Below are 21267 nucleotides of genomic sequence, written 5' to 3' on the forward strand. Positions count from 1 at the left end.
AGGCCATTCAACCCTTGAATAAATTTAGGCACCTTAAGACATCAGATTTTTGAAGAAAGTGTTTTAACAATTTACATACTGGTATTTTCGAACTCTTCATGTCGGTTGCCGAAGATCTCCATGCCGGCTGTAAATAAGCCGCCAAACAAAAATCCTTCGATGGAGCTTAGAACCAGTCGCGATAAGATTCCAAAGTGAACCTCTCCTAATAAAGAGGCAAACGGTTCCAGATTGATCTGCGACCTGGAAAACGAACGGGAGATGGCAGCAATACTGCCACTGAAAAGATTGCCTTCGAACAGGGAGAGCGTAATAGCGCCGATGGTCGAAAAAAGAGCAGCGGTAAAAATTTTAGCCAGGCGGTGTTGCGGATAGAATATTTCAGAGATAGTCAGCCCAAGCGAAAGGCAAAAGCCGAGAATGGTACCTTCCAGCGCCCCGGTAATGTTAATCAACTCCTGCCCGAAAAGAGTACGCAGGATGTCCACGCCAATCAAATTAATAATACTGCCGATCACCAGGCCGCCCAATGTACCACCGACTACCATCCACCACAAACTGTGGCGATAGGTCACGTAACGCATGGTAGCAATGCCGCTACTGATGCCCAATCCGGCGAAGAAGGCAGCCATTCCGCCCAGGGAAATCAGGACCAGTAAATAGGTTATGGTCTCGAACGAGTGGTGATGTTTTAATAAGGCCAGCAATACGGTAAGCATGGAGCCCACAACCAGGCCGGAAACCGTGGCACCAAAGGTGGCGCCGGAAATCTTTTTGGAAATTTGTTTACGGTTTCGGTAGAGACGGACCCAGATCAGCCCGGTAGTGACCAGGAAGGCAATGATCAGGGGTAACTTGCGCAGGTACACCAGGTGAATGTCAAAATCGCGGGCAAAAGCCAGGCTAACGGCTCGACGAATGAGTCCCGCCTTTTTCTGGTTTTTCCCCTTGCTTAATTTTACTTGTCCTTCCAGACCGTAATTTTTCAGATAAATAACGCTGGCGGTTTTGCGCACATTTAAATCTTCATCCCAGAGTGCATGGTGGTACAAGGCCTGACCAACTTCTGGGTGCATGATGTTAATGGCCGATTCGGCGGCCGCCATGCGTACAGCCGGGTCCGCGCTCTGGAACGATTCAATAAGGATTTGAGGCAGAAGCGGAACGCGTTTTTTAAGCCATTCAGAAAGCACGTAACCCCGGTACAATTGACTGCGGGCCAGAAAGTTGGCCTCTTCCGGTGTGAGTTTAAGATGGTGCTCAAATGGAAGAACGATTTGCAAGGCGTCCTGGTCGAGCAACAAAGCATGTTGATTGTACGCTTCCAATCCGCGTTCCAGAATGGCACTGGCCTGGCGTAAACCTTTTTCTTCTTCTGAAATCCATTCTCTGATCTGAGGAATTAAAAAATCATGACTTAGTTCAATCCAGCTTTTTCCTTCCTGACGCCCAATGCGAATTAGCCGCGTATCGGATAGCTCATAAATGAGGTCTGAGATTAATTTGGCCGAAATGCCACTGTTCACAAAACGGCTGACCAGGGTTTCAAACGGCACCACCAGGCGTTGACCTGTTAGTGTAATCAGTGATTTTAAAATTTCTCGAACCAGATCGAGCCTCTCTCCGCTAAAACGTTGCAGGACGCGCGTCATGTAACTTTCCAGAATTTGTGAAGCTCCGCCCAGCGCTCTGTATTCCTGACAGGTAATGCCAATCTGCTTGTCGCGAGCATCAAACAGCGCATCACATACAATCTGTAATTGCGGCGGATCGATGGACTCGTTGCTTTGCCCCAAATCATCTAAGAGGCAGGCCGCCACGTCTTTTTCAATAGGGCATTGCACCACCTTTGCCGGTTCAATAATGGCACGCACAGCCTGCTCCCGTTCTAATTTTAATAAGCGGTACTCATGGTGAAAAATACCGGGTAAAATATATTTGAAAAGATTCATCTCGGCCAATAGATCTTCTCGAAGCACAAAGACCGTGCGCAGAGGCAAATCTTCCATGCTAAGCAGATACTCAAAGGCTTTGAGCAATTGTTGACGTTCAGTTTCAGGGAGAAGCAAGAAAAAATCTTCAAACTGATCGAAAAAAATGACATGGTACGATTTTGGGGAGAGCGCCTTGATTTTTTGTAATAAGGGAAGCCACTGAATCTGTTTAAGAGAACCGTTATGCTCTCCGGCGATGGTGTTTAAAACATAGAGTAATTGCTCAGCTGGGTCGTGAAAGCTGCGAATCACATAAGCCGAATGCCCACGCGATTTAAAGGCAGGCACCAATCCGGCACGCACCAGTGAACTTTTACCAACACCCGATTTGCCGTAAAGGATAAAAGAGCGATGAGCTAGAATCTTCGAAAAGAGGAGTTCGATCTCTTTTTCCCGACCAAAAAACAGATTCTGGTCTTCTTCACTAAAGTAATCAAGAAATTTGTAAGGCCTTTTAATATGTTCTGGTAAATCGCTTTTTTGAAACCGTTCACTCAAAATGGGTTCAACCGGAGCAATAAACATGTAGCCATGTTTTGAAATGGTTTTAATAAACCTTGGCTGGCGGGCATCATCGCCCAGACTTTTACGAATATCTTTAATACACTGGCTTAAAGCCGATTCGGTGACAATGGTGTCTTTCCATACCGTATTAAAGATCTGCTCTTTGCTGGTAAGTTGCTGACTGTTTTCGATCAACAGAACCAGTACATCAAAATATTTTGAGGTGAGTGGAATTTGCTGCTCATGTTTTTTTAATAGTCTGTTTTTTAAATCGATTTCAAACTCACCAAAACGAAAGCCGACAATTGTATTATTCATATCAGATTTTAACTTTTTCTCACAAATATCTCATGATTATTTGCCATACATTGAGTAATTACTATCATTCATAAGCTGCATCATAGAAGGTAAAATTAAAACATTCATTGGCTTTAAGCAAAATAATTACAGAGGATAAGATGAACGGACATCTAAAATTAACAACGGTTAGCCCCAAAACCCAGCGCAACCCATTGCACGTGGCTATTATTATGGATGGCAATGGCCGCTGGGCTCAACAACGGGGTAAAGCTCGCTTTTGGGGACACCGTGAAGGGGCTGAAACGGCTAAACGAATTATTGAAGCCGCACCCCAATATGGCATTTCTACCCTCACGCTCTACGCTTTTTCTTCCGATAACTGGAAACGTCCGCCACAGGAAGTCAATATGTTGATGCAGCTTCTGCAAAACAAATTGCGTAGCGAAGTTAAAACCAGCATCAAAAATGGCGTGAAACTTTCATTCATTGGCCGCCGCGACCGCTTAAGCCCCCAGCTGGTGGCCCAGATGGAAGATGCCGAACAAAAAACCGCTTCGGGCCGCAACCTGCATTTACGTCTGGCTATTGATTATTCGGCGCGCGAGGTTTTAATGCGCGCTGCTCAAATGGCAGCCGATGAATTCGATTTAACCAAAGAACGCTTTGCCGAATATTTAGCACGCGCCATGCATTCCAATGATGCAGCGCCGGATGTCGATCTTTTAATCCGCACCGGAGGAGAACAACGCCTGAGCGATTTTTTGTTGTGGGAATGTGCTTACGCCGAATTTTATTTTACTTCAACCATGTGGCCCGATTTCACAGAAGAAGAATTAGCTCGCGCTGTAGCCGATTTTCATTCTCGAGAGCGAAGATTTGGTACCGTTCCACAGGTAGCGCAAACCGTAATGGCCTGATATGATCCGATCTTGCCAGGCGTCTTAAAATCGATCATCCCCTTCCTGAAATCTTTTAATGCTCCTATCTTTAATCCAGGGAACATGTTGGACAGTTAAAAATTTTTATGATTTGCCCTCATTGATCTAAATTCCCGATTTAAGTAAAAAATTCTTTGCAACGATGCTGTTTGCCCTTTGCCTGTACAGCAGACGAAAGGTAGAATGGTGATTCGAATCAAAAAAAGAATTCGTGCCTTTGTGGCTTTTTTAATGGTTGTGGCTTAGAATACTTCCTTCAAAACTTATAATCCCGCTTAGCGGGATGCTAAAATTTTTAAGATGAAGATCCTAACCCCCCGGCCCCCTTCCCTTTTTTTAAAGGGAAGGGGGGCGGTGGGATGGGTTTTAAAACAAAAGCTCGCCTTTTTGGACAGACTAAAGATCGATGGGATGATGACTAATTTGTGAAAAGACTTCCGCTGTTGGAGGAGAAGAATTAAGAGTGTAAGAGTGTAAGAGTATAAGAGTGTAATGGTTAAAGAGTGTCTGTCATCGCTCTTACAAAGCCTCGAGCCAAAAATCAAGTTACGTTGCGCCTGCGAATGGTAAGGGATTCTCAGAATGACATGCCGGCACGGTTCCTCACCGCCTGGGCATAAGTTGCCCCCTCGCAAATTAATTCATAATTCGTAATTTTTAATTTAAAAATGCTTCTCTGTGCGCTCTGTGGTTGATTAAATCCTTGTGAAAATGTCTTTGGGTTGCGGCCGTGCTGCCTTAGAATTCATAGCCCAGCAAAATAAATAAATTGTTAGAAGAAATGGAAAGCTTTTTTGCGCCATTGCCGCCCAGCCAATCGCCTGAACGCTCGTAAGAGGGGGTGGCCATGCAGTAACGAACCGCCAGATTAATGCGGAAGACGGAAAGACCGGCGCCCAGAGCAAAGCCGATTGTATTGGCCGTAGAATAAGTGTAGGTCGTTTTTTTGTCTCCATCATCGGTGTAAATATCCGGATAATTGGAATGAAATAAACCCAGTTGTCCAAGACCATAGACCACCACATTTTCGGAAATGGCTTTGCGTAATCCCAGACCGCTCAAAGCCCAAACCGTAAAATGATCGTCAGAAACTACCCCCATACCGCTTAACTGATTTTGCATGGCGTTGGAATTAGCGCTATTGCTGGATAAGATTAAACTCGACTGCCAGCTCAGTTTATTGAAGGGAAGACGTACATCAAACATGGCGCCAATGCCGTTCAAAGCATAACCGGACTTTTCACCATGACTGGCAGCGTAATTGCCTTGCGGCATTGATGAGCCCAGATAAATGCCAAAATGAAAACTGGAATCGGCTTTTTGAGCAAAACTCTGGCTAAAAACAAGTAGCAGAATCAAGGAAATGGTAACCATAACGCGACGAATTTTCATACAACACCTCATCTTTCTTTTGTAAATAAATTTACACGAAAATTAATATGTTTCAAGAAAGTTTTACTGACGAAAAGCAAAGAAAGATTCTTGAAAGCACACCGATCAGAATTTCCCGATACGCTGCAATTGAAAAATGGTAAGGCTTCCAGGATAGGCAATTTTTTAAACACAGAATTACAGATGAAATGGTTTCTTGCTTACGTGGCCTCAAAATTTTAATCCCAGAATGTTTCCTCCCTTAATGGCTCCGACTTGAGAAAATAAAAAAAGTTAAAAAAGACTTGCCTAAAAAAAAATCATTGATTAAATTATACTGTTGTGGTAATATATTTTGGAGAAAGGCGCTGTTTTTTAAATGAAGATTAGCACTCTGATAAAACGGGAATACGATTACGCAGTTCGCATTTGTGCCTACCTTGCAGGTCAGGAACGCGGTAAACCCATATCTGCTAATAAAATTTCCCAGGCTTTAAGCATTTCCAGACCATTTGCCAGCAAAATAATTTTTAAACTTCGTCAGGCCAACATCATAGGTTCTACCCAGGGACGCAATGGGGGAATTTTCCTGAAGCCTTCTCCGGATGTCCTTTCCGTTTATGATATTTTAGTGGCCATGGATTTTGATTCGGTCGTCAATGAATGTTTACGCAATCCGGTGATTTGTCCCATCATTGGCATTTGTAAAATTCATCATTTTTTTGGCGAACTCCAGGAGATGCTGGAGCAACGCATGAAAGAGAAAATGATTAGTGATTTGGTGATATATGATCATGAATTGGAGACGCTTTTGTCCCTTTAATTATTAACGAGGAGGTTGCTATGAGTGCTTTAGCATTAGCACGATGGCAGTTTGCCATCACCACAGTTTACCATTTTTTCTTTGTGCCTCTTACGCTTGGCCTTTCTATTTTTGTGGCCATTTTAGAAACGGCTTATGTGCGCACCGGTAAAGAGGTGTACAAGCGGATGACCAAGTTTTGGGGTACGCTGTTTGTTATTAATTTTGCCATGGGGGTCGTGACTGGAATTGTACAGGAATTTCAGTTTGGTCTGAACTGGTCAGAGTATTCGCGTTTTGTGGGTGATATTTTCGGAGCTCCGCTGGCCATTGAAGCCTTGCTGGCTTTCTTTTTGGAATCGACTTTTTTAGGCATCTGGATTTTTGGCTGGGATCGTCTCTCCAAAAAGTTGCACGCCACAGCCATCTGGTTGGTGGCCATTGGCTCCAATCTTTCGGCCCTGTGGATTTTAATTGCCAACTCCTTCATGCAACAGCCCCAGGGCTACAAATTAATCACCGATGAAGCCGGAAATGTGATTCGGGCCCAGATGACCAATTTTGCTGAGCTGGTCTTTAATCCCAATGTTTGGGTTCAGTTTCCGCATGTGCTGACCGGTGGGATTGCTACGGCTGCCTTTTTTGTGATCGGCATCAGTGTGTTTCATCTGTTTAAAAAGAGTGAAGATCAGGAAGCCTACCAGCTTTCGCTTAAATTTGGAACGATTTATGGATTCATTGGGGTGGTGCTGGTGATCTTATTGGGGCACACGCAAATGCAGCACACGATGAAGATTCAACCCATGAAGGTAGCGGCTACCGAAGCCTTATGGGAAACGGAAAATCCGGCCAGTCTGTCAATTCTGACCATTGGAGACCTTTCCGGAAAAAGAGAGGTGTTTTCCATTCGTATTCCTCATTTACTGAGTATTCTGGCCTACAACTCTCTGGAGGGCGAGGTCAAGGGGGTCAATGAATTACAAAAGATGTATGAGCAAAAGTACGGCCCTGGCGATTACATTCCTCCCATGGTTATTAATTACTGGAGTTTCCGGGCCATGGTAGGTGCTGGAATTCTGATGTTAATTCTTTCAATTTACCTGCTTGTCTATGTGCTGAAAGACAACTACGAATTCAAACCCTGGGTAAAGAGAGTAATGCTCTGGGCGATTGCCCTGCCGTTTATCGCCAATTCAGCCGGATGGATTTTGACGGAAGTCGGTCGGCAGCCCTGGATTGTTTTTGGCATACTCAAGACACAGGACGCTGTTACGCCTTCCATGGTTGTGAGTGTCGGCGAGGTGGCCTTTTCATTAATTGTGCTCACCTTAGTTTATGGTGTTTTAATGGTTGTTGATGTTTATTTGTTGAAAAAATACGCGATGGCTGGTACCAAAACAGCCGAAGCGCTTCATTAATTTGAGAGGAGGTAAGTGATGGAATTTTTAAATACATTATGGTTCATTTTGATTGCCGTCCTCTTTATCGGTTATTTCTTTTTAGAAGGTTTTGATTATGGAGTGGGCATGCTGGTGCCTTTTTTAGGCAAAAGCGATGAAGAACGCAGAGTGCTTATCAACTCCGTTGGAACCTTTTGGGATGGTAACGAAGTTTGGCTGTTAACGGCCGGCGGCGCCATGTTTGCCGCTTTCCCCAACTGGTATGCTACTTTGTTCAGCGGATTTTATCTGGCATTGATTTTAATGCTGGTGGGCTTGATCGTACGCGGTGTGGCTTTTGAATTTCGTAGCAAAGATGACAATCCCGGATGGCGAAATTTCTGGGATTGGGCTCTGGCTGTGGGTAGCTTTATACCTGCGCTTTTATGGGGTGTGGCTATGACCAATATCTGGGTTGGTGTACCCATCGATCAAAACATGAACTATGTAGGCGGTTTTTTTAACTTGCTCAATCCCTTTGCCCTGTTGGGTGGTCTTGGAACATTAACCATCTTTTTACTGCATGGGGCGCTGTTTATCTCGTTGAAGACAGAGGGCGAAATAGAAGAGAAAGCCAGAGCGCTGGCTGCTAAGCTCTGGATTCCGACTGTGATTGTGTTCGTCCTGTTTATTATTGTGGGCTATATTAAGACGGACCTGTTCCTCAAATTGGGCGTTAGCCCGGGTATTGTGCCCATTTTTGCTGTTCTGGCTTTGATTTTTACCTATGTTTTTATTAAAAATGGCAAAATGGGCTGGGCGTTTGTGATGAATGCGCTGACCATTGTTTTTACAACAGTGACCATTTTCATGTCCTTGTTTCCCAATGTCATGCCTTCTTCCCTTAATCCGGACTGGAACTTAACCATTTACAATGCTTCTTCTTCGCCTTACACGTTAAAGATCATGAGTATTGTGGCTTTGATTTTTGTGCCCATCGTTCTGGCCTATCAGGCCTGGACCTATTACATTTTTAAACAGCGCGTTTCGACAAAATCAAAACTCACTTACTAATTTTAGCGGGGCTGTGGAGGCGCTCCACAGCCCTTTATTACTACTTTTAATAAAGTAACACTTACAAAAATTTTGCATGAATTTAGATGCCCGGCTTATCGCCCAGATAAAAAATTTGAAATGGCCCTTCATCGGCTCTGCCTTTTTTTCTTTAATAGTAGGCCTGGCCATTGTGATGCAGGCCCACTATTTGAGTGTCATTATTGACGCCAGTTTTTTGCAGAAACAGTCGCTTAGCGCACTTACTTTTCTCCTTTTCCTGTTTGTTCTGATCACTCTATTGCGCTTTTTATCGCAGTGGCTAAGCGATATTTTTGCCACACATCTTAGTTCAAAAATCCGGTTTGAATTAAGAGACCGACTGGTTGCCCATTTGCAGAAGGTAAGTCCCGTAGATCTGGGACACGAAAAACGCGGTGAACTGACCAACACCTTACAACATGGCGTTGAAGCGCTGGACGCCTATTTTCGTTCCTACCTTCCGCAATTATTTAAGGCAGCTGCCATTCCCATTCTTATTTTAATTGTCGTTTTCCCGATTGACTTTCTTTCCGGAATTGTCTTTTTGTTCACCGCACCCATTATCCCAATTTTTATGATTTTGATCGGAAATCTGGCCAAAAAGGCTACCCAGCGTCAGTGGAAAACGCTTTCCTATTTAAGCGCTTTTCTTTTGGACATGATTGAAGGATTAACTACCTTAAAGATTTTAAATCGGAGCGCGCCGCAGGTGGTGCGAATCAAAATTCTGAGCGAACAATTTCGCCACACCACTTTAAGTGTTTTACGCATTGCCTTTTTATCGGCCTTGGTCCTGGAAATGGCTGCCACCATCAGTACGGCGGTCATTGCGGTAGAGATTGGTTTGCGCCTGCTTTACGCAAAACTTCCATTTGTGCAGGCTCTGTTTGTATTGATTTTAGCGCCGGAATTTTATTTGCCCATGCGCCAGTTGGGCGCCAGTTTCCACGCCGGTATGGAAGGCTTTGAAGCCGCGCAGCGAATTTTCGAAATTTTTAATTTACCCTTGCACGAAAAAACTTCGCCGCTCCCTGCTCCTGAATTCTCTTCGTTTTCTACCATTGAATTCAAACAGGTGACCGTCAGATATCGTGCAAAGGAAAAACCTGCTTTACACAAGTTCTCTTTACAATTTCAGCGCGGTAAAAAATATGTGATCATTGGGCCTAGTGGCGCCGGTAAATCAACCCTGTTTAATTTGTTGCTACGGTTTATTGCCCCCACTGAGGGCAAAATTCTTATTGACCGTCACGATTTGCGCCAATGGCCGGACGAAGCCTGGTTCCGATTAATCAGCTGGGTACCGCAAAAGGCCTACCTGTTTCACGATAGTATTGAGGCCAACTTGAGGCTGGTTAAACCCCAGGCCACCCAACAGGAAATTGAGCTGGCCTGCCAAAAAGCCCGTTTGGATCGCTTCATCAAACAATTACCGCAGGCTTATCAAACGGTGGTTGGAGAGAGGGGGGCGCGGTTAAGCGGTGGACAGGCGCAGCGCCTGGCTCTGGCCCGCGCCTTTTTGAAAAACGCTCCTCTCATCTTATTTGATGAACCAACAGCCAATCTCGACCCTGAACTGGATCAGGAGATTATGGAAATCATGAACCAATTTCCCGAAGATCGTACGCAAATTATTATTGCTCATCGTCTGAATACCCTGAAAACAGCCGATTACATTGTGGCCCTGGATGGGGGCCAACTGGTGGATTTTGGTACGTTTGAAGAAGTAAAACAACCCAACAGATATCTGGGGCAGTTGATGAACCGTTTGCAGGAGATGGTGTAATGCGTCCTGTGTTACGGCTGATTAAACTGATTGTGCCTTACCGTAGATGGATTGGACTGGCGGTGGTCCTGGGCACTTTGACCATCGGTAGCGGCATTGGTTTGATGATGACTTCCGCTTTTATCATTTCCATGGCGGCTCTCCATCCTTCCATTGCCGAATTGCAGGTGGCGATTGTGGGAGTGCGCTTCTTTGGCATTAGCCGGGGGCTCTTCCGTTATTTAGAAAGGCTGATCAGTCACGACACTACATTTCGCCTGCTTTCGCATTTTCGCGTGCGTTTTTACCAGGCTCTGGAACCTCTGGTGCCAGCGCGTCTAAGTCATTTGAAAAGTGGCGATTTACTACAGCGCATTGTGGCCGATATCCAGAGTTTAGAAAACTTCTTTGTGCGCGTGATTGCCCCCCCTGCGGTGTCGGTGCTGACCGTTGTCGTTATGTCCCTGATACTGTGGCGATTCTCCTGGCGTTACGTGCTCATCTTTGTTGTGTTTTATGGTTTAGCGGCCACCATTATTCCATATCTAAGCATTCAATTGAGTCGCGGGTTAGGGAAAAAAATAACGCAGATCAAGAGTGAACTGAATATTGCCCTGCTCGATCAGCTCAATGGCCTACCCGAACTTCTGGTCAATCAAAGAACCGCAGATCAACAGCAAAAAATTCATGCCCTGAATGCTGAGGTGACGCAGTTACAACAACGCATGCTAATTATTGATGCCCTGCATCAGGGATTTGTTACTTTGCTCATGTTTGGCGCTGTGCTGGTTACGTTAATCATTGGAATTGAGGACATCCAGGCACAACAACTGGAGGGAGTCTATCTGGCCCTGCTGGTTTTGGGAATGCTCACTGCTTTTGAAGGCGTGTTGCCCCTGCCTCAGATGGCCCAGTATCTGGAAGAAAATAATGAAGCTGCCAAAAGATTGTTTGAAATCATCGACCAACCGCCGTTATTTACAGAACCGCAAAATCCGCTTCCTTTTCCGGTAGATCAAAAACTCGATTTAGGCATTAAGCATTTATATTTTGCCTATCCGCAAAACGAAACGCCCATCCTTAAAAATCTGTCTCTCGAAATCCCCCATAGTTCCCATGTCGCTGTAGTCGGGCCCAGCGGTTCAGGCAAATCCACCCTGGCCCGTTTATTGATCCGTCTGTATGACTATCAGAAAGGTCACATCTTACTCAATAGCCAGGAATTGAAGGCCTTTAAACAAACAGATATTCGGGAACACATCGCCTATGCTTCGCAGGATTTCCATCTCTTTACAGGCACCATAGCAGAAAATTTACAGCTAATAAATCCACAGGCTTCTGCTGAGGAGATGATGGAAATATTGAAAGTGGTCCAGTTAGACGATCTGGCGGAGAGTCCGCAGAAAAGCCTTAACTACTGGATCGGCGAGCACGGGCGTTTGCTCAGCGGCGGACAGGCGCAACGACTGGCTCTGGCCCAGGTGTTGTTTAAAAAGCCAGCCATTTTAATCCTGGATGAGGTAACCTCTCATCTTGATGTGGAGACAGAAGGACGTATTTTGCGCAATATTTTCGATTATTTCAGGGAGCGAACCATTATCAATATTACCCATCGCCTTAGCAATATGGAAGAATACGATACAATATTTGTTCTTCAGGAAGGTCAATTGGTTGGGGCAGACGGGCACCGGGCATTGCTGGAGGGCCATAGTCTGTACCGGCACATGTACTCGGTATTTCAAGAAAGTTTAATGTTTGTCTGATCCTTTTTCGGAGTCGATGCTTTTTCCCTGGACCAGAGAGGTAACCTGAAGCTGAAAACGGTTCCTTCTGTGTTGTTGCTTTGCACAGTTATCGTCTGTCCGTGGGCCTCGATAATTTTTTTAACAATGGCCAACCCCAGGCCGCTGCCGCCGAGCGTTCGATTCCGGCTTTTGTCCACGCGGTAAAACCGTTCAAAAATGTGAGGCAAATCCTCTTCCGGTATGCCCGGTCCGTTATCACGAATGTTAATTTGCGCCTGCTTTTCTTTTTTTACCAGTTCCAGAATCACCGTGGCTCCGCGTCCGCTAAATTTTAACGCATTCTGAAGTAGGTTAGAAATTGCGCGTTCAATCATGCCAATGTCGCCCCGAACAAGAGGAAAGTTTCTGGGAAAGCGCGATATTAGGTTGACGCCCCAGGCCTCAGCTTGTGGCTGAAACTTGAGTACAATATCCTGAGCCAGCTCGGCAATGGAAAAAGGCTCGATGTTCGGTTCAATTTGCCGGGCGTCAAATTTGGCCAGTTCGAACAGTTCATTGACCAGGTCATTTAAATGTACAACGTTTTTATGGATGATCTTAAGGAATTTTTTACGTTCTTTTTCGGACAGGGCTTTTTCCTTCATTAGAATGGTTTCCACATAGCCGCGGGCCGATGCCAGGGGACTGCGCAAGTCATGCGAAATGTTGGCGATCAGTTCTCTGCGCAGGCGATCATTCTGCTCCAGAGTACGTAGGTGTTTTTCAAATTCGCTGGCCATGTTATTAAATGCCAGGCCCAAATCACCAATTTCATCCTGGGTGGTGATGGGAATACGCGCATCATATTTACCATTCTTGAAATAATTAACCACATTGCGCATAATCTGTAAACGCCTGTTCAGGAAAAAGAAAACCATAAAACCGGCCAGTAAGCTCATCATTACGGTAAGCATGGCCGCTACTGACGTGTTTTGTATAACCCCGCTTTCACGAATGGTTTGCCAGGATATGGTGTTTAACGGCACATTAAATGTGACCAGCAAATAACCCATGCGCTTAGGCAATGAAATGGGACTGGCCGAAAAGATAACGCGGTTATCACGTTTAAGCGGATCCTGCACAAAAATGGCCTTCATACGGTTGGTGGAATCCAGGCTTAAAAACTCAAGAATGGGGCGCGTATCGATCTTTTTGCGAGCTAATTCCGATTCTTCTGTTAAGGGAAAAAGAATGTCGCCAGCGTAACTCAATAAAAAGATGTGCGCATCCGGATTAAGCAACCGCAGTTTGTTAATTTCTGTTCTTACAGAATCCAGGGGCTGGCCTGCGTTAAGTTTTTGTTCAATGATTCTGGCTATATTAGGCGCTGTACAGGCGTGCATCTTTTGATCTTTCTCAAAATAGTAATCAAATGTGCAGGATAACGAAAGGTACATTTGAATGGCCGAAAGAACCATGATCTCGATTAAGAAGATGAGGGCAATTTTGCCAAACAAACTTTTAAAAACTTTTTTCATGGATTACAAACCATCCTCATCGACAAATTTGTAGCCAACCCCCCATACAGTTTTGATGTAGTAAGGATTGGACGGGTCTTCTTCTATTTTAGCGCGCAAACGATTGATGTGTGAGTTCACGGTATGTTCGTAACCTGAGAATTGATACCCCCAAACCAGATTCAACAACTCTTCACGTGTGAAGGCCTTGCCCGGATTGGAAATAAAAAGTTTCAATAAATCAAATTCTTTAGATGTGAGTTCGATTAGTTTATTATTGAGTTGCACACGATGTTTGGCTACATTCACAATCAAACCATGAAATTCGTAAATTTCATCATTATTGGACTGTTGCCCTTCTTCGAACGCCTTCACTCGTCTTAAGATCGATTTAACGCGCGCCAATAATTCCCGCACCGAAAACGGTTTGGTGATGTAGTCATCGGCGCCTAATTCCAGGCCCAATACTTTGTCAAATTCATCGCTTTTGGCGGTTAACATCAAGATGGGTAATTTTTTCTTTTTTTCACGCAGAGTTTTGCAAATTTCAAAACCATCCAATCCAGGCAACATGACATCCAATAAAACCATTTCGTATTCGTTTTTTAAGGCAAGAGCCAGGCCCTCGTTGCCTTCATTGGCCACATCTAAATGGATGCCCAGATCCTTCAAATGCAATTCAAGAAGCGAACAGAGTTCGTCATCATCTTCAATTAACAAAACGTTTTTGCCCATGATTGATTCTTCCATATTTTAAAATACGGTGTAATTGTCACAAAACCATTGCAAAAGGTTAATTTTTTCATGCGATTTTTTCGGCCCAAAAACAAATTTGAGATTACCCCCTGATTTTTTTGTCGTTGAATGGAACTGCAAAATAAAAAGAGAAAAACATACGCTTTTTGCAACGCTACCCCGACCTGAAAATAGTGATTTATGAATTATGATTCGTTCTCTAAGAAACGAATCATCTTTTTAAAATAACAAAATTTACAGTGGAATAATTCCACGAAGTCAAACAACGAGAGATCGGCTTAAAAGATTCTGGTGAGATAATACAAAGCGGAAAAGATAATAGCCACACTTGAGGTGACTGAAAAGGCTTCTTTGACGGTGTACCAATTAGAATGATTAACAAAAATGACATCGCCGGGTTGCAACCGGATTTGTTCCTCATTTAGTTTAATTAAATTTTCCAGATTTACTTTGAGTTCTTTTTTCTTTAGACGCCCTTTTTCATCTTTTGATGTTCTGATGATTTGAATATTGTCCAGGTCTGCGTAGGTATTGGGGCCACCGGCCAGGGAGAGCAGCTGAATTAAGTTGGTAGAGCTCGAAACTTCGTAGAGTCCGGGTTTTTGGACAAAGCCCCAGAGACTAACGGTAATGGTAATGTCGCCTGGTTTGGCGTAATAATAGTTGACCGACTTACCAGTTACATTCCGGTTGGCCATATCCAGTTGTTCGATTTGAGCCCAGAGAGGCGTGCTCATCATAAAGAACATTAAAACGATGATCAATCTCTTTTCCATGCGCATTATTCCTGTGTTTCCTCGCTCACTTCACTTTTATTTTTCTTGGATTTTTTACCTTTGGAATGTCCGTAGGTGTAATAACCGTAGTAACCATAATAACGGCTTTTATATTGCCCATAGTAACTGCCATAAGCGCGTTTGATGTCAAAGTTATTCATGGCCACACCTAAAACATGGGCATTCACCCTTTCCAGCTGTTCCAGAGAGTGTTCCAGCTCATCGTAAATGGTGGTACCGGCCAGAATAATCAGCAGAGTGCCCTCTACCTGGGTGGCCAGAATGGAAGCGTCGGTTACAGCCAGTACAGGCGCCGTGTCGAAAATAACTACGTCGTACATGCCTTTTAATCTTTCGATCAGTTCATGGGTCTGTGGGGCAGCCAGCACTTCGGAAGGATTGGGAGGCACCAGACCGCAGGTTAATATGGACAGATGAGGAATCACGTCTTTGTGAATGACTTCGTGCAGCTCATTCTGGCCGAATAAATGGTTGATAATACCCGGTTCTTTTGGCAAATTAAACAGGCGATGTACAGAGGGCCGTCTCAGGTCAGTATCTACCAGTAGAGTGTTCATTCCGGCCTGGGCAAAGGTAATGGCCAGATTAGAGGCGGTTGTGGTTTTTCCCTCTTTTGGGTTAGGGCTGGTGACCAGAAAACTTTTTATTGGTTTATCCAGACGCGAATACTGCAAATTGGTACGTAAGCGTCGGTAGCCTTCGGCCACGGAAGACCGGGGACTCAAATAGGCCACAAGGTGGCTGTCCAGCTGGGAGTTGGCCTTGTCTTCAGAGAATTCGGAAAGCATCTGAGAATCCATGCTGGGAATAACGGATAGGGGTTTCCAGCCACGTTTTTTGAGGTCTTCCGGAGTGCGAATACTGACATCCAGATATTCGAGCAAAAATACCAGACCAATGCCCAGACCAAGGCCTAACAGAGCGCCGAGCATGAGGTTCATGCGCACCTTGGGCGAAATGGGAATGGTGGGCACAATGGCTTCGTCAATGATCTCAATATATCCAAATTGTGACTGTTCGGCGATGGTGGCTTCCTGGTATTTTTCTTCTACTAACAGGTACAGTTTTTCCGCGCTGAGCCGGGCCCTTTGTAAACGGGCAAATTCAATGCTTTTTTTAGGAATGCGTTCGAATTGCTTCTGGTAATCGAGCAGGACTTCACCTAATGCTTTCTTTTTAGCTTCCAGGGCCTGAGTTTGAATTTGGGTATCGAAGATTTTTTGCTTTACTTCCACCAGGTATTTAGCTGGATCGGTTAACTGACCGGGCAGAACGGATTTCAAATAATCGTTGGTTCGTTTTTGCAGCTTTTTGCGCAAATTATCAATCTGAGCATCGATTTTTAAAAGTTTTTCTTTATAGATGGGATCTTCGGTGGCATGCGGATTCTGCGAGATGGTAATGTCCTTTTCGACTTCCAGTCGGGCGATCTCTTCCTGTAGTAAGCGGATGTAAGGATCGCTGGCGTCGCTCATGATTTTGGCCACATTGGGTTCCTGCCGGGCAATTTGCCGACGATAGAAATTGAGCGATTCTTTGACCGATTGCAATTCAATGTCCACATTTTCATATTGAGCCTGCACTGTGGCAAGTTGTTCAATGACCTTTTGTGATTCATCGTCCACTGAAACAATACCTGTTTTTTCCATGTAGCGTTGTAATGCTTCTTCGGCTTCAGCCAGCTTTTCCTGTTTGGCTACCAATTGTTTTTCCAGAAATTCGCGGGCTGCCTTGGAGCGCGTTCGACTCATGCGCAAATTACGATCGTAGTACGCTCTGGCAAACTGATTGGCAATCAGGGCCGCATCCCGCGGATCGCCGCTTTTAGCGATGATTTTAATGACTTCTGAATCGCGTACCGGCTCAAATTCGACCGTTTTTGTAAGTTTTTGAGTCAGTTCGTCTTCATAGAGAATTTCACGGCCTTCGGGATCATCTTCCGGAGCCCGAATACAGTGCAGAATTTCATTGGTACCATCGTAATACTTTTTTTCCAATAGCGATTTGGCTACGGCATTGGCCACAGAACGCGATTTTAAAATTTCCAGCTCATTATTCAGGTTCTGGGCGAAACCCAGACCGGTGGGATCGAATAATAATAATCCACCCTGACTTTTGCTTTGCGTGTTAACCAGTACAGTGGCCTGCGCCTGGTAAACCGGCTGGCTATTGATGGTGTAAATTACCGCTGTGAGAAAAACAGCAATAAAAGAGACCACCACAATCCATTTACGACGCAGAATGATTTGCAGGTAATCCTGCAACTTCATTACTTCTTCTTCATTTTCCCAACCTGAATAGGGTTGAGCCATTGGCTTTCCGTTACCTGGAAAACCATCGCCATTTCCCATTCTCTCAACACTCATTGTTTTCCCAAATATTAATCAATTGTTTACCTTAATAATTATCCCTGTTCACAGTAGATTAAATTGTTACCAAAAGAATAAACAGATTAAAAAATAACTCTCTGAATCTACTGCTATTTTACTTAAAAATCAAGAAATTACCACACTTGTTTTCGTATCTCAGGCATAAAAATTTTTAATTTCAGCGATCAATTCCTCGATCTCTGCCTGCGTATTGTAGAAATGGGGCGCAATCCGTAATAATCCATTGCGCAAAGAACAAACAATGCCCTTTTCTGTCAGGGTTTTAAAGAGTTGTTCGGAATGATCGACTTTGAAGGAGTAAATGCCCGACCAGTGGGCACGGTCTTTGGTATTGACCAGTTTGATCCCTGTCTTTTCCAGTTCGGTAACCATGAGTTCGCCAAGATGTAAGAGGTGTTTTTCAATATTTTCCAAACCGATCTCGCTCAATAGCTCTACAGAAGCGGAGAGGGCCGTAATGCCTAAAAAATTAGCCGTCCCATATTCAAAGCGTCGGGCATCGGGCAAAAAGGTTAGATCGTAATCCAAAAAATCCCATGCCTTTTCCACAGCCAGCCAGCCTGTAAAGGACGGTTTAAGAATTTTAAACAACTCCGGAGCAATGTACATAAATCCGGCGCCCATGCCCCCCATCAGCCATTTATGCCCGCCATTGGACAAAAAGTCAATCTGGCAGGCCTGCACATCGAGGGGTAAGGCGCCTAACCCCTGGATGCTATCCACTGAAAATAAAATGCCATGTTCCTTGCACATCTGACCGATGGCCTGCAGATCGTTACGAAAACCGCTGGCAAATTCCACATAACTTATGGAAAGCAATCGGGTTTTAGTCGTAATCGCTTGTTTAAGATATTCGATGTCCACAAGGCCGTGGCGACTGGGAATCTTTTTAATGATGACCCCTCGCTGCTCGAGATTTAGGAAGGGATACATGTTGCTGGGAAATTCGCAGTTGGGGATGATGATCTCTTCGCCAGCCTGCCATTCCAGGCCATGGACCAGGTGGTTAAAGCCTTCTGACGTATTAGTAATAAAAGCGATATTCTCGGGCCGAGCATTAATCAGGTCGGCCAGCAATTGGCGCGTTCTGATGCGCAATTCGTCCGCTTTTTGAAATACGTCAATACTGCCAAACTGCCGTTCATCCAGGTACCATTCCAGCCGATCGGTAACGCGAGTGGAAAGGGGCGAAATGGCCGCATGATTTAAATAGATTTTCTGCGCCGTAATTGGAAACAGGGAACGGTAGGATTCAAACATTATTTCCTCGCTTGTTAGGCATTCACTGACCTGAACCCGGAGATTATCGACTCAAATAGTAAATTCCATTAATTATTTTTGCTCTGAGTTTTGGTCGCACTCTACCTTCTGCTTGTTTAAACCAGAACAAAGAAACAAACCGTTCATGGGCTGCAGGGAAAAACGGTTTCATGGTTCGAGATTCCCGGGCTTTACTATTTTTAGAAAATTTAAATTTTTTCTGTTTAAATATCCAGTAAAGATGAATTGGAGACATTGATTGCAATATTGTTTTATAATAGTGACTTGAAAGGGGAAAAACTCTCTTCATTTTGAGGGATTGTTTTAGCACTCACCTCCTAAACCTCTCTCCCAAAAATTGGGAGAGAGGGGAAATAACGCCGGTGTAAGGGATTCTTCTCCGGCTAAAGCGGGATCAGAATGACATGCCGGCATGGGGCCTCCCTGATGGTCATTTTGACCGATGCGCTGAGCGCAAGCGACATGCAGAGCGGAGAAGTCTCGAGCTAAAGCTCGAGTTACGGGCTTTTATGAATGTCAGGCTACCAGATACCAAGCCGCTCAGGCACTACGGGGCACTTCAAAAAATAATTCGTAATTTTTAATTGAACATGCCTTCTCTGCCTGTTGTGTTTTAGGGCAAATAGAAAAAATTGAAATATGTGGCGGAATGGAATAGTTTATTTGTCAGAATTAAGCATGAACGAAGGGAGTTTTATGTTTGTGAAAAAAATGGCTGAGGTGCCGGCACAGCGCGTTCCGGTAGGTCACAAGGCCTTTGTCCAGGTTTTAATCAACGATCAGGAGGCGCCCAATTTTATCATGCGTCGTTTTATCATAGAAGCGCAAGGATTCATCCCCCGCCACACAAATTCTGTGGAACATGAACAACTGGTGCTGAGAGGCAGGGCGCGTATTGGTATTGGCGATAAGGAATTTGAGGTGTCCAGAGACAATGTGATCTTTATTCCGGCTCACGTTGAACACTGGTACAAAAATACTGGGGATGAGCCGTTCGAATTTTTGTGTTTAATCCCCAATAAAGAAGATAAAATGACCCTCCTTGAAAAGCAGGATGACGCAGACTGACGATCAATCAGAATGAAGAGCTTTTTCAGGAATTAAACTCATGGCGCGTTCGCTTAATGCTGTTATGGTCAGCGAGGGGTTGACCCCAGGATTAGCCGAAATCATGGAACCGTCACAGATGTACATGTTCTTGTAACCAAACACGCGGTTGTTCCTGTCAATAACCCCTTCCTGTGCTGTGCGGCCCATGACGGCTCCGCCTATGATGTGGGCTGTTGTCGGAATGCCAAACAGACTTTCGGTGAGCAGAGTAGTGGGATTGCCCCCGGCAATGCGGGCATATTGCCTGGCCAGTTGCTGGGCTTCCGGAATAAAAGCCGTGGGCGCCTTTCCTTCATCCATCGCACTCTTCATGCCTAACAGCCCCCGACTGAAACGCAAGGTGCTATCCAGAGTTTGCATGAAAAGCAAAATTTGCGTGCGTTTAGCCCAGTCATCAACCAGATAGGTCTTTAAAAAGGTAATGGGATGCCGTCCGATGGTTTTTAAGACATTGGCCAAGCGATGGAAGAATGTTGGCCCGGAGACCATGGGCGACATTAAAATGCGCCAGAATCCTGATCTACTGGGATAGCGTACCGGTTCAAGATGGCTGTACACATCGGTTTGTAATATGGAGCCGATGGCAATACCTTCAGAGAAAACGGTTTTTCGGTCGGTGCTTGTAATTCCGATCAGGCTTTCTGAATTTGTGCGCACCCCATATCCAATGCGATCCGAAAGAGCAGGCAACGATTGCTTTTTAAGTTTTAACAACAAGGGCACGGTGCCCAGAACACCGCCGGCAAACACAACCCCTTTACAGGTAAAAGAGCCCTTTTTCTTAAAGTAACGCGTCGATTGTCTCCAGAACACCTGGTAGCCGTCTTGCCCATCGGGACGGCCAAGCGGCCGGATGTCGTACACCTCAGATTCCGGCTGAATAATTGCCCCCTGTTTTTCGGCCAGGTAGAGGTAATTTTTGTCGAGTGAATTTTTGGCATTGTAACGGCAGCCAACCATGCAGCCCCCGCAAAAACGACAGCCAGCGCGGGCGGGCCCCTTTCCATTGAAATAGGGATCTGGAATTTCTTGCTCTGAATCAGCGAAAAAGACGCCCACTGTGGTTGGTTTAAAACTTTCTTCTTTACCCAGTTGTTGGGCCAGTATTTTTAAGGCTTTGTCTCCGGTTTCCAACCTGGGATTTTCCGTGGCCCCTAACATGGTTTGGGCCATTTGATAAAAGGGCATCAATTCTTTTTTCCAGTCGGCCAAATGGGCCCAGGTCGGCGCAGTAAAGAAGGCATCTTTAGGAACCGGCAGGGTATTGGCATAAACCAATGAACCGCCGCCCACGCCCACACCAGAAAGGATGGTTATGTGCCTGAAAAAAGAAAGTTTAAAAAATCCGAAAAAGCGCAGCGCAGGCAGCCACAGCCAGCGTTTCAGGTTCCAGTTGGTTTTGGGGAAGTCGTCCTCTTTCAAACGCTTGCCCTTCTCCAGAACCAGAACACGGTAACCTTTTTCGGAAAGCCGCAAGGCCGAAACTGCGCCTCCGAATCCGGAACCGATGATGATGTAGTCGTACTCGGGCGTCATGGGCACCT

The 21267-nt window shown here is 45.0% G+C and carries 15 protein-coding genes; 7 read left to right on the top strand and 8 right to left on the bottom strand.

The annotated features are described in order from the left end of the window. Nucleotides 1-71: 71 nt before the first annotated feature. On the bottom strand, nt 72-2816 hold the full coding sequence (locus tag ACWB0I_RS01050) for an nSTAND1 domain-containing NTPase (protein WP_479386173.1): 2745 nt from the start codon (nt 2814-2816) through the stop codon (nt 72-74). A 140-nt stretch (nt 2817-2956) separates the two neighbouring features. Here ACWB0I_RS01050 and uppS point away from each other — a divergent pair, with 140 nt between their 5' ends. Next, nucleotides 2957-3715 carry a polyprenyl diphosphate synthase gene (uppS, locus tag ACWB0I_RS01055; RefSeq protein ID WP_479386174.1) on the top strand — a complete coding sequence of 253 codons (759 nt, stop codon included), beginning with the start codon at nt 2957-2959 and terminating at the stop codon, nt 3713-3715. A 759-nt stretch (nt 3716-4474) separates the two neighbouring features. Here uppS and ACWB0I_RS01060 read toward each other — a convergent pair. Then, nucleotides 4475-5128 carry a hypothetical protein gene (locus ACWB0I_RS01060; RefSeq protein WP_479386175.1) on the bottom strand — a complete coding sequence of 218 codons (654 nt, stop codon included), beginning with the start codon at nt 5126-5128 and terminating at the stop codon, nt 4475-4477. A gap of 358 nt (nt 5129-5486) precedes the next feature. Between ACWB0I_RS01060 and ACWB0I_RS01065 the strand changes: the two genes are divergently transcribed. The 5 genes from ACWB0I_RS01065 to cydC all read left to right on the top strand — a co-directional run bounded on the left by ACWB0I_RS01065 (nt 5487) and on the right by cydC (nt 11911). Further along, entirely contained in the window at nt 5487-5930 is a 444-nt protein-coding gene (locus ACWB0I_RS01065; RefSeq protein ID WP_479386176.1) for an RrF2 family transcriptional regulator, read from the top strand. Between the two features lie 20 nt (nt 5931-5950). Further along, a complete protein-coding gene (locus tag ACWB0I_RS01070) occupies nt 5951-7327 on the top strand; it encodes a cytochrome ubiquinol oxidase subunit I (protein WP_479386177.1) in 1377 nt (458 codons plus the stop codon). A gap of 18 nt (nt 7328-7345) precedes the next feature. Further along, nucleotides 7346-8362, top strand: coding sequence for a cytochrome d ubiquinol oxidase subunit II (gene cydB, locus ACWB0I_RS01075; protein WP_479386178.1), 1017 nt, complete (start codon nt 7346-7348; stop codon nt 8360-8362). A gap of 76 nt (nt 8363-8438) precedes the next feature. Next, nucleotides 8439-10169: a thiol reductant ABC exporter subunit CydD gene (gene cydD, locus ACWB0I_RS01080; protein ID WP_479386179.1), complete on the top strand. Its 1731-nt coding sequence runs from the start codon at nt 8439-8441 to the stop codon at nt 10167-10169. Beyond that, entirely contained in the window at nt 10169-11911 is a 1743-nt protein-coding gene (cydC, locus tag ACWB0I_RS01085) for a thiol reductant ABC exporter subunit CydC (RefSeq protein ID WP_479386180.1), read from the top strand. Before cydD ends, cydC begins: the two co-directional genes overlap by 1 nt. Here the strand turns inward: cydC and ACWB0I_RS01090 are convergent. The 5 genes from ACWB0I_RS01090 to ACWB0I_RS01110 form a co-directional block, all read right to left on the bottom strand. Further along, nucleotides 11887-13410 carry a sensor histidine kinase gene (locus ACWB0I_RS01090; RefSeq protein WP_479386181.1) on the bottom strand — a complete coding sequence of 508 codons (1524 nt, stop codon included), beginning with the start codon at nt 13408-13410 and terminating at the stop codon, nt 11887-11889. The genes cydC and ACWB0I_RS01090 overlap by 25 nt on opposite strands. Nucleotides 13411-13413: 3 nt before the next feature. Continuing rightward, nucleotides 13414-14124: a response regulator transcription factor gene (locus ACWB0I_RS01095; RefSeq protein ID WP_479386182.1), complete on the bottom strand. Its 711-nt coding sequence runs from the start codon at nt 14122-14124 to the stop codon at nt 13414-13416. A gap of 299 nt (nt 14125-14423) precedes the next feature. Then, nucleotides 14424-14921, bottom strand: a complete 498-nt coding sequence (locus tag ACWB0I_RS01100) for a polysaccharide biosynthesis/export family protein (RefSeq protein WP_479386183.1) — start codon at nt 14919-14921, stop codon at nt 14424-14426. A 5-nt stretch (nt 14922-14926) separates the two neighbouring features. Then, a complete protein-coding gene (locus ACWB0I_RS01105) occupies nt 14927-17308 on the bottom strand; it encodes a GumC family protein (RefSeq protein ID WP_479386184.1) in 2382 nt (793 codons plus the stop codon). A gap of 159 nt (nt 17309-17467) precedes the next feature. Continuing rightward, complete coding sequence (locus ACWB0I_RS01110; protein WP_479386185.1) at nt 17468-18592, bottom strand: aminotransferase class V-fold PLP-dependent enzyme; 1125 nt, start codon at nt 18590-18592, stop codon at nt 17468-17470. A gap of 717 nt (nt 18593-19309) precedes the next feature. Here ACWB0I_RS01110 and ACWB0I_RS01115 point away from each other — a divergent pair. Further along, entirely contained in the window at nt 19310-19681 is a 372-nt protein-coding gene (locus ACWB0I_RS01115; RefSeq protein WP_479386186.1) for a cupin domain-containing protein, read from the top strand. A gap of 3 nt (nt 19682-19684) precedes the next feature. Here ACWB0I_RS01115 and ACWB0I_RS01120 read toward each other — a convergent pair whose 3' ends face one another. Further along, on the bottom strand, nt 19685-21259 hold the full coding sequence (locus ACWB0I_RS01120; protein ID WP_479386187.1) for a GMC oxidoreductase: 1575 nt from the start codon (nt 21257-21259) through the stop codon (nt 19685-19687). Nucleotides 21260-21267 lie beyond the last annotated feature (8 nt).

It is taken from the genome of Caldithrix sp. (assembly GCF_056497305.1).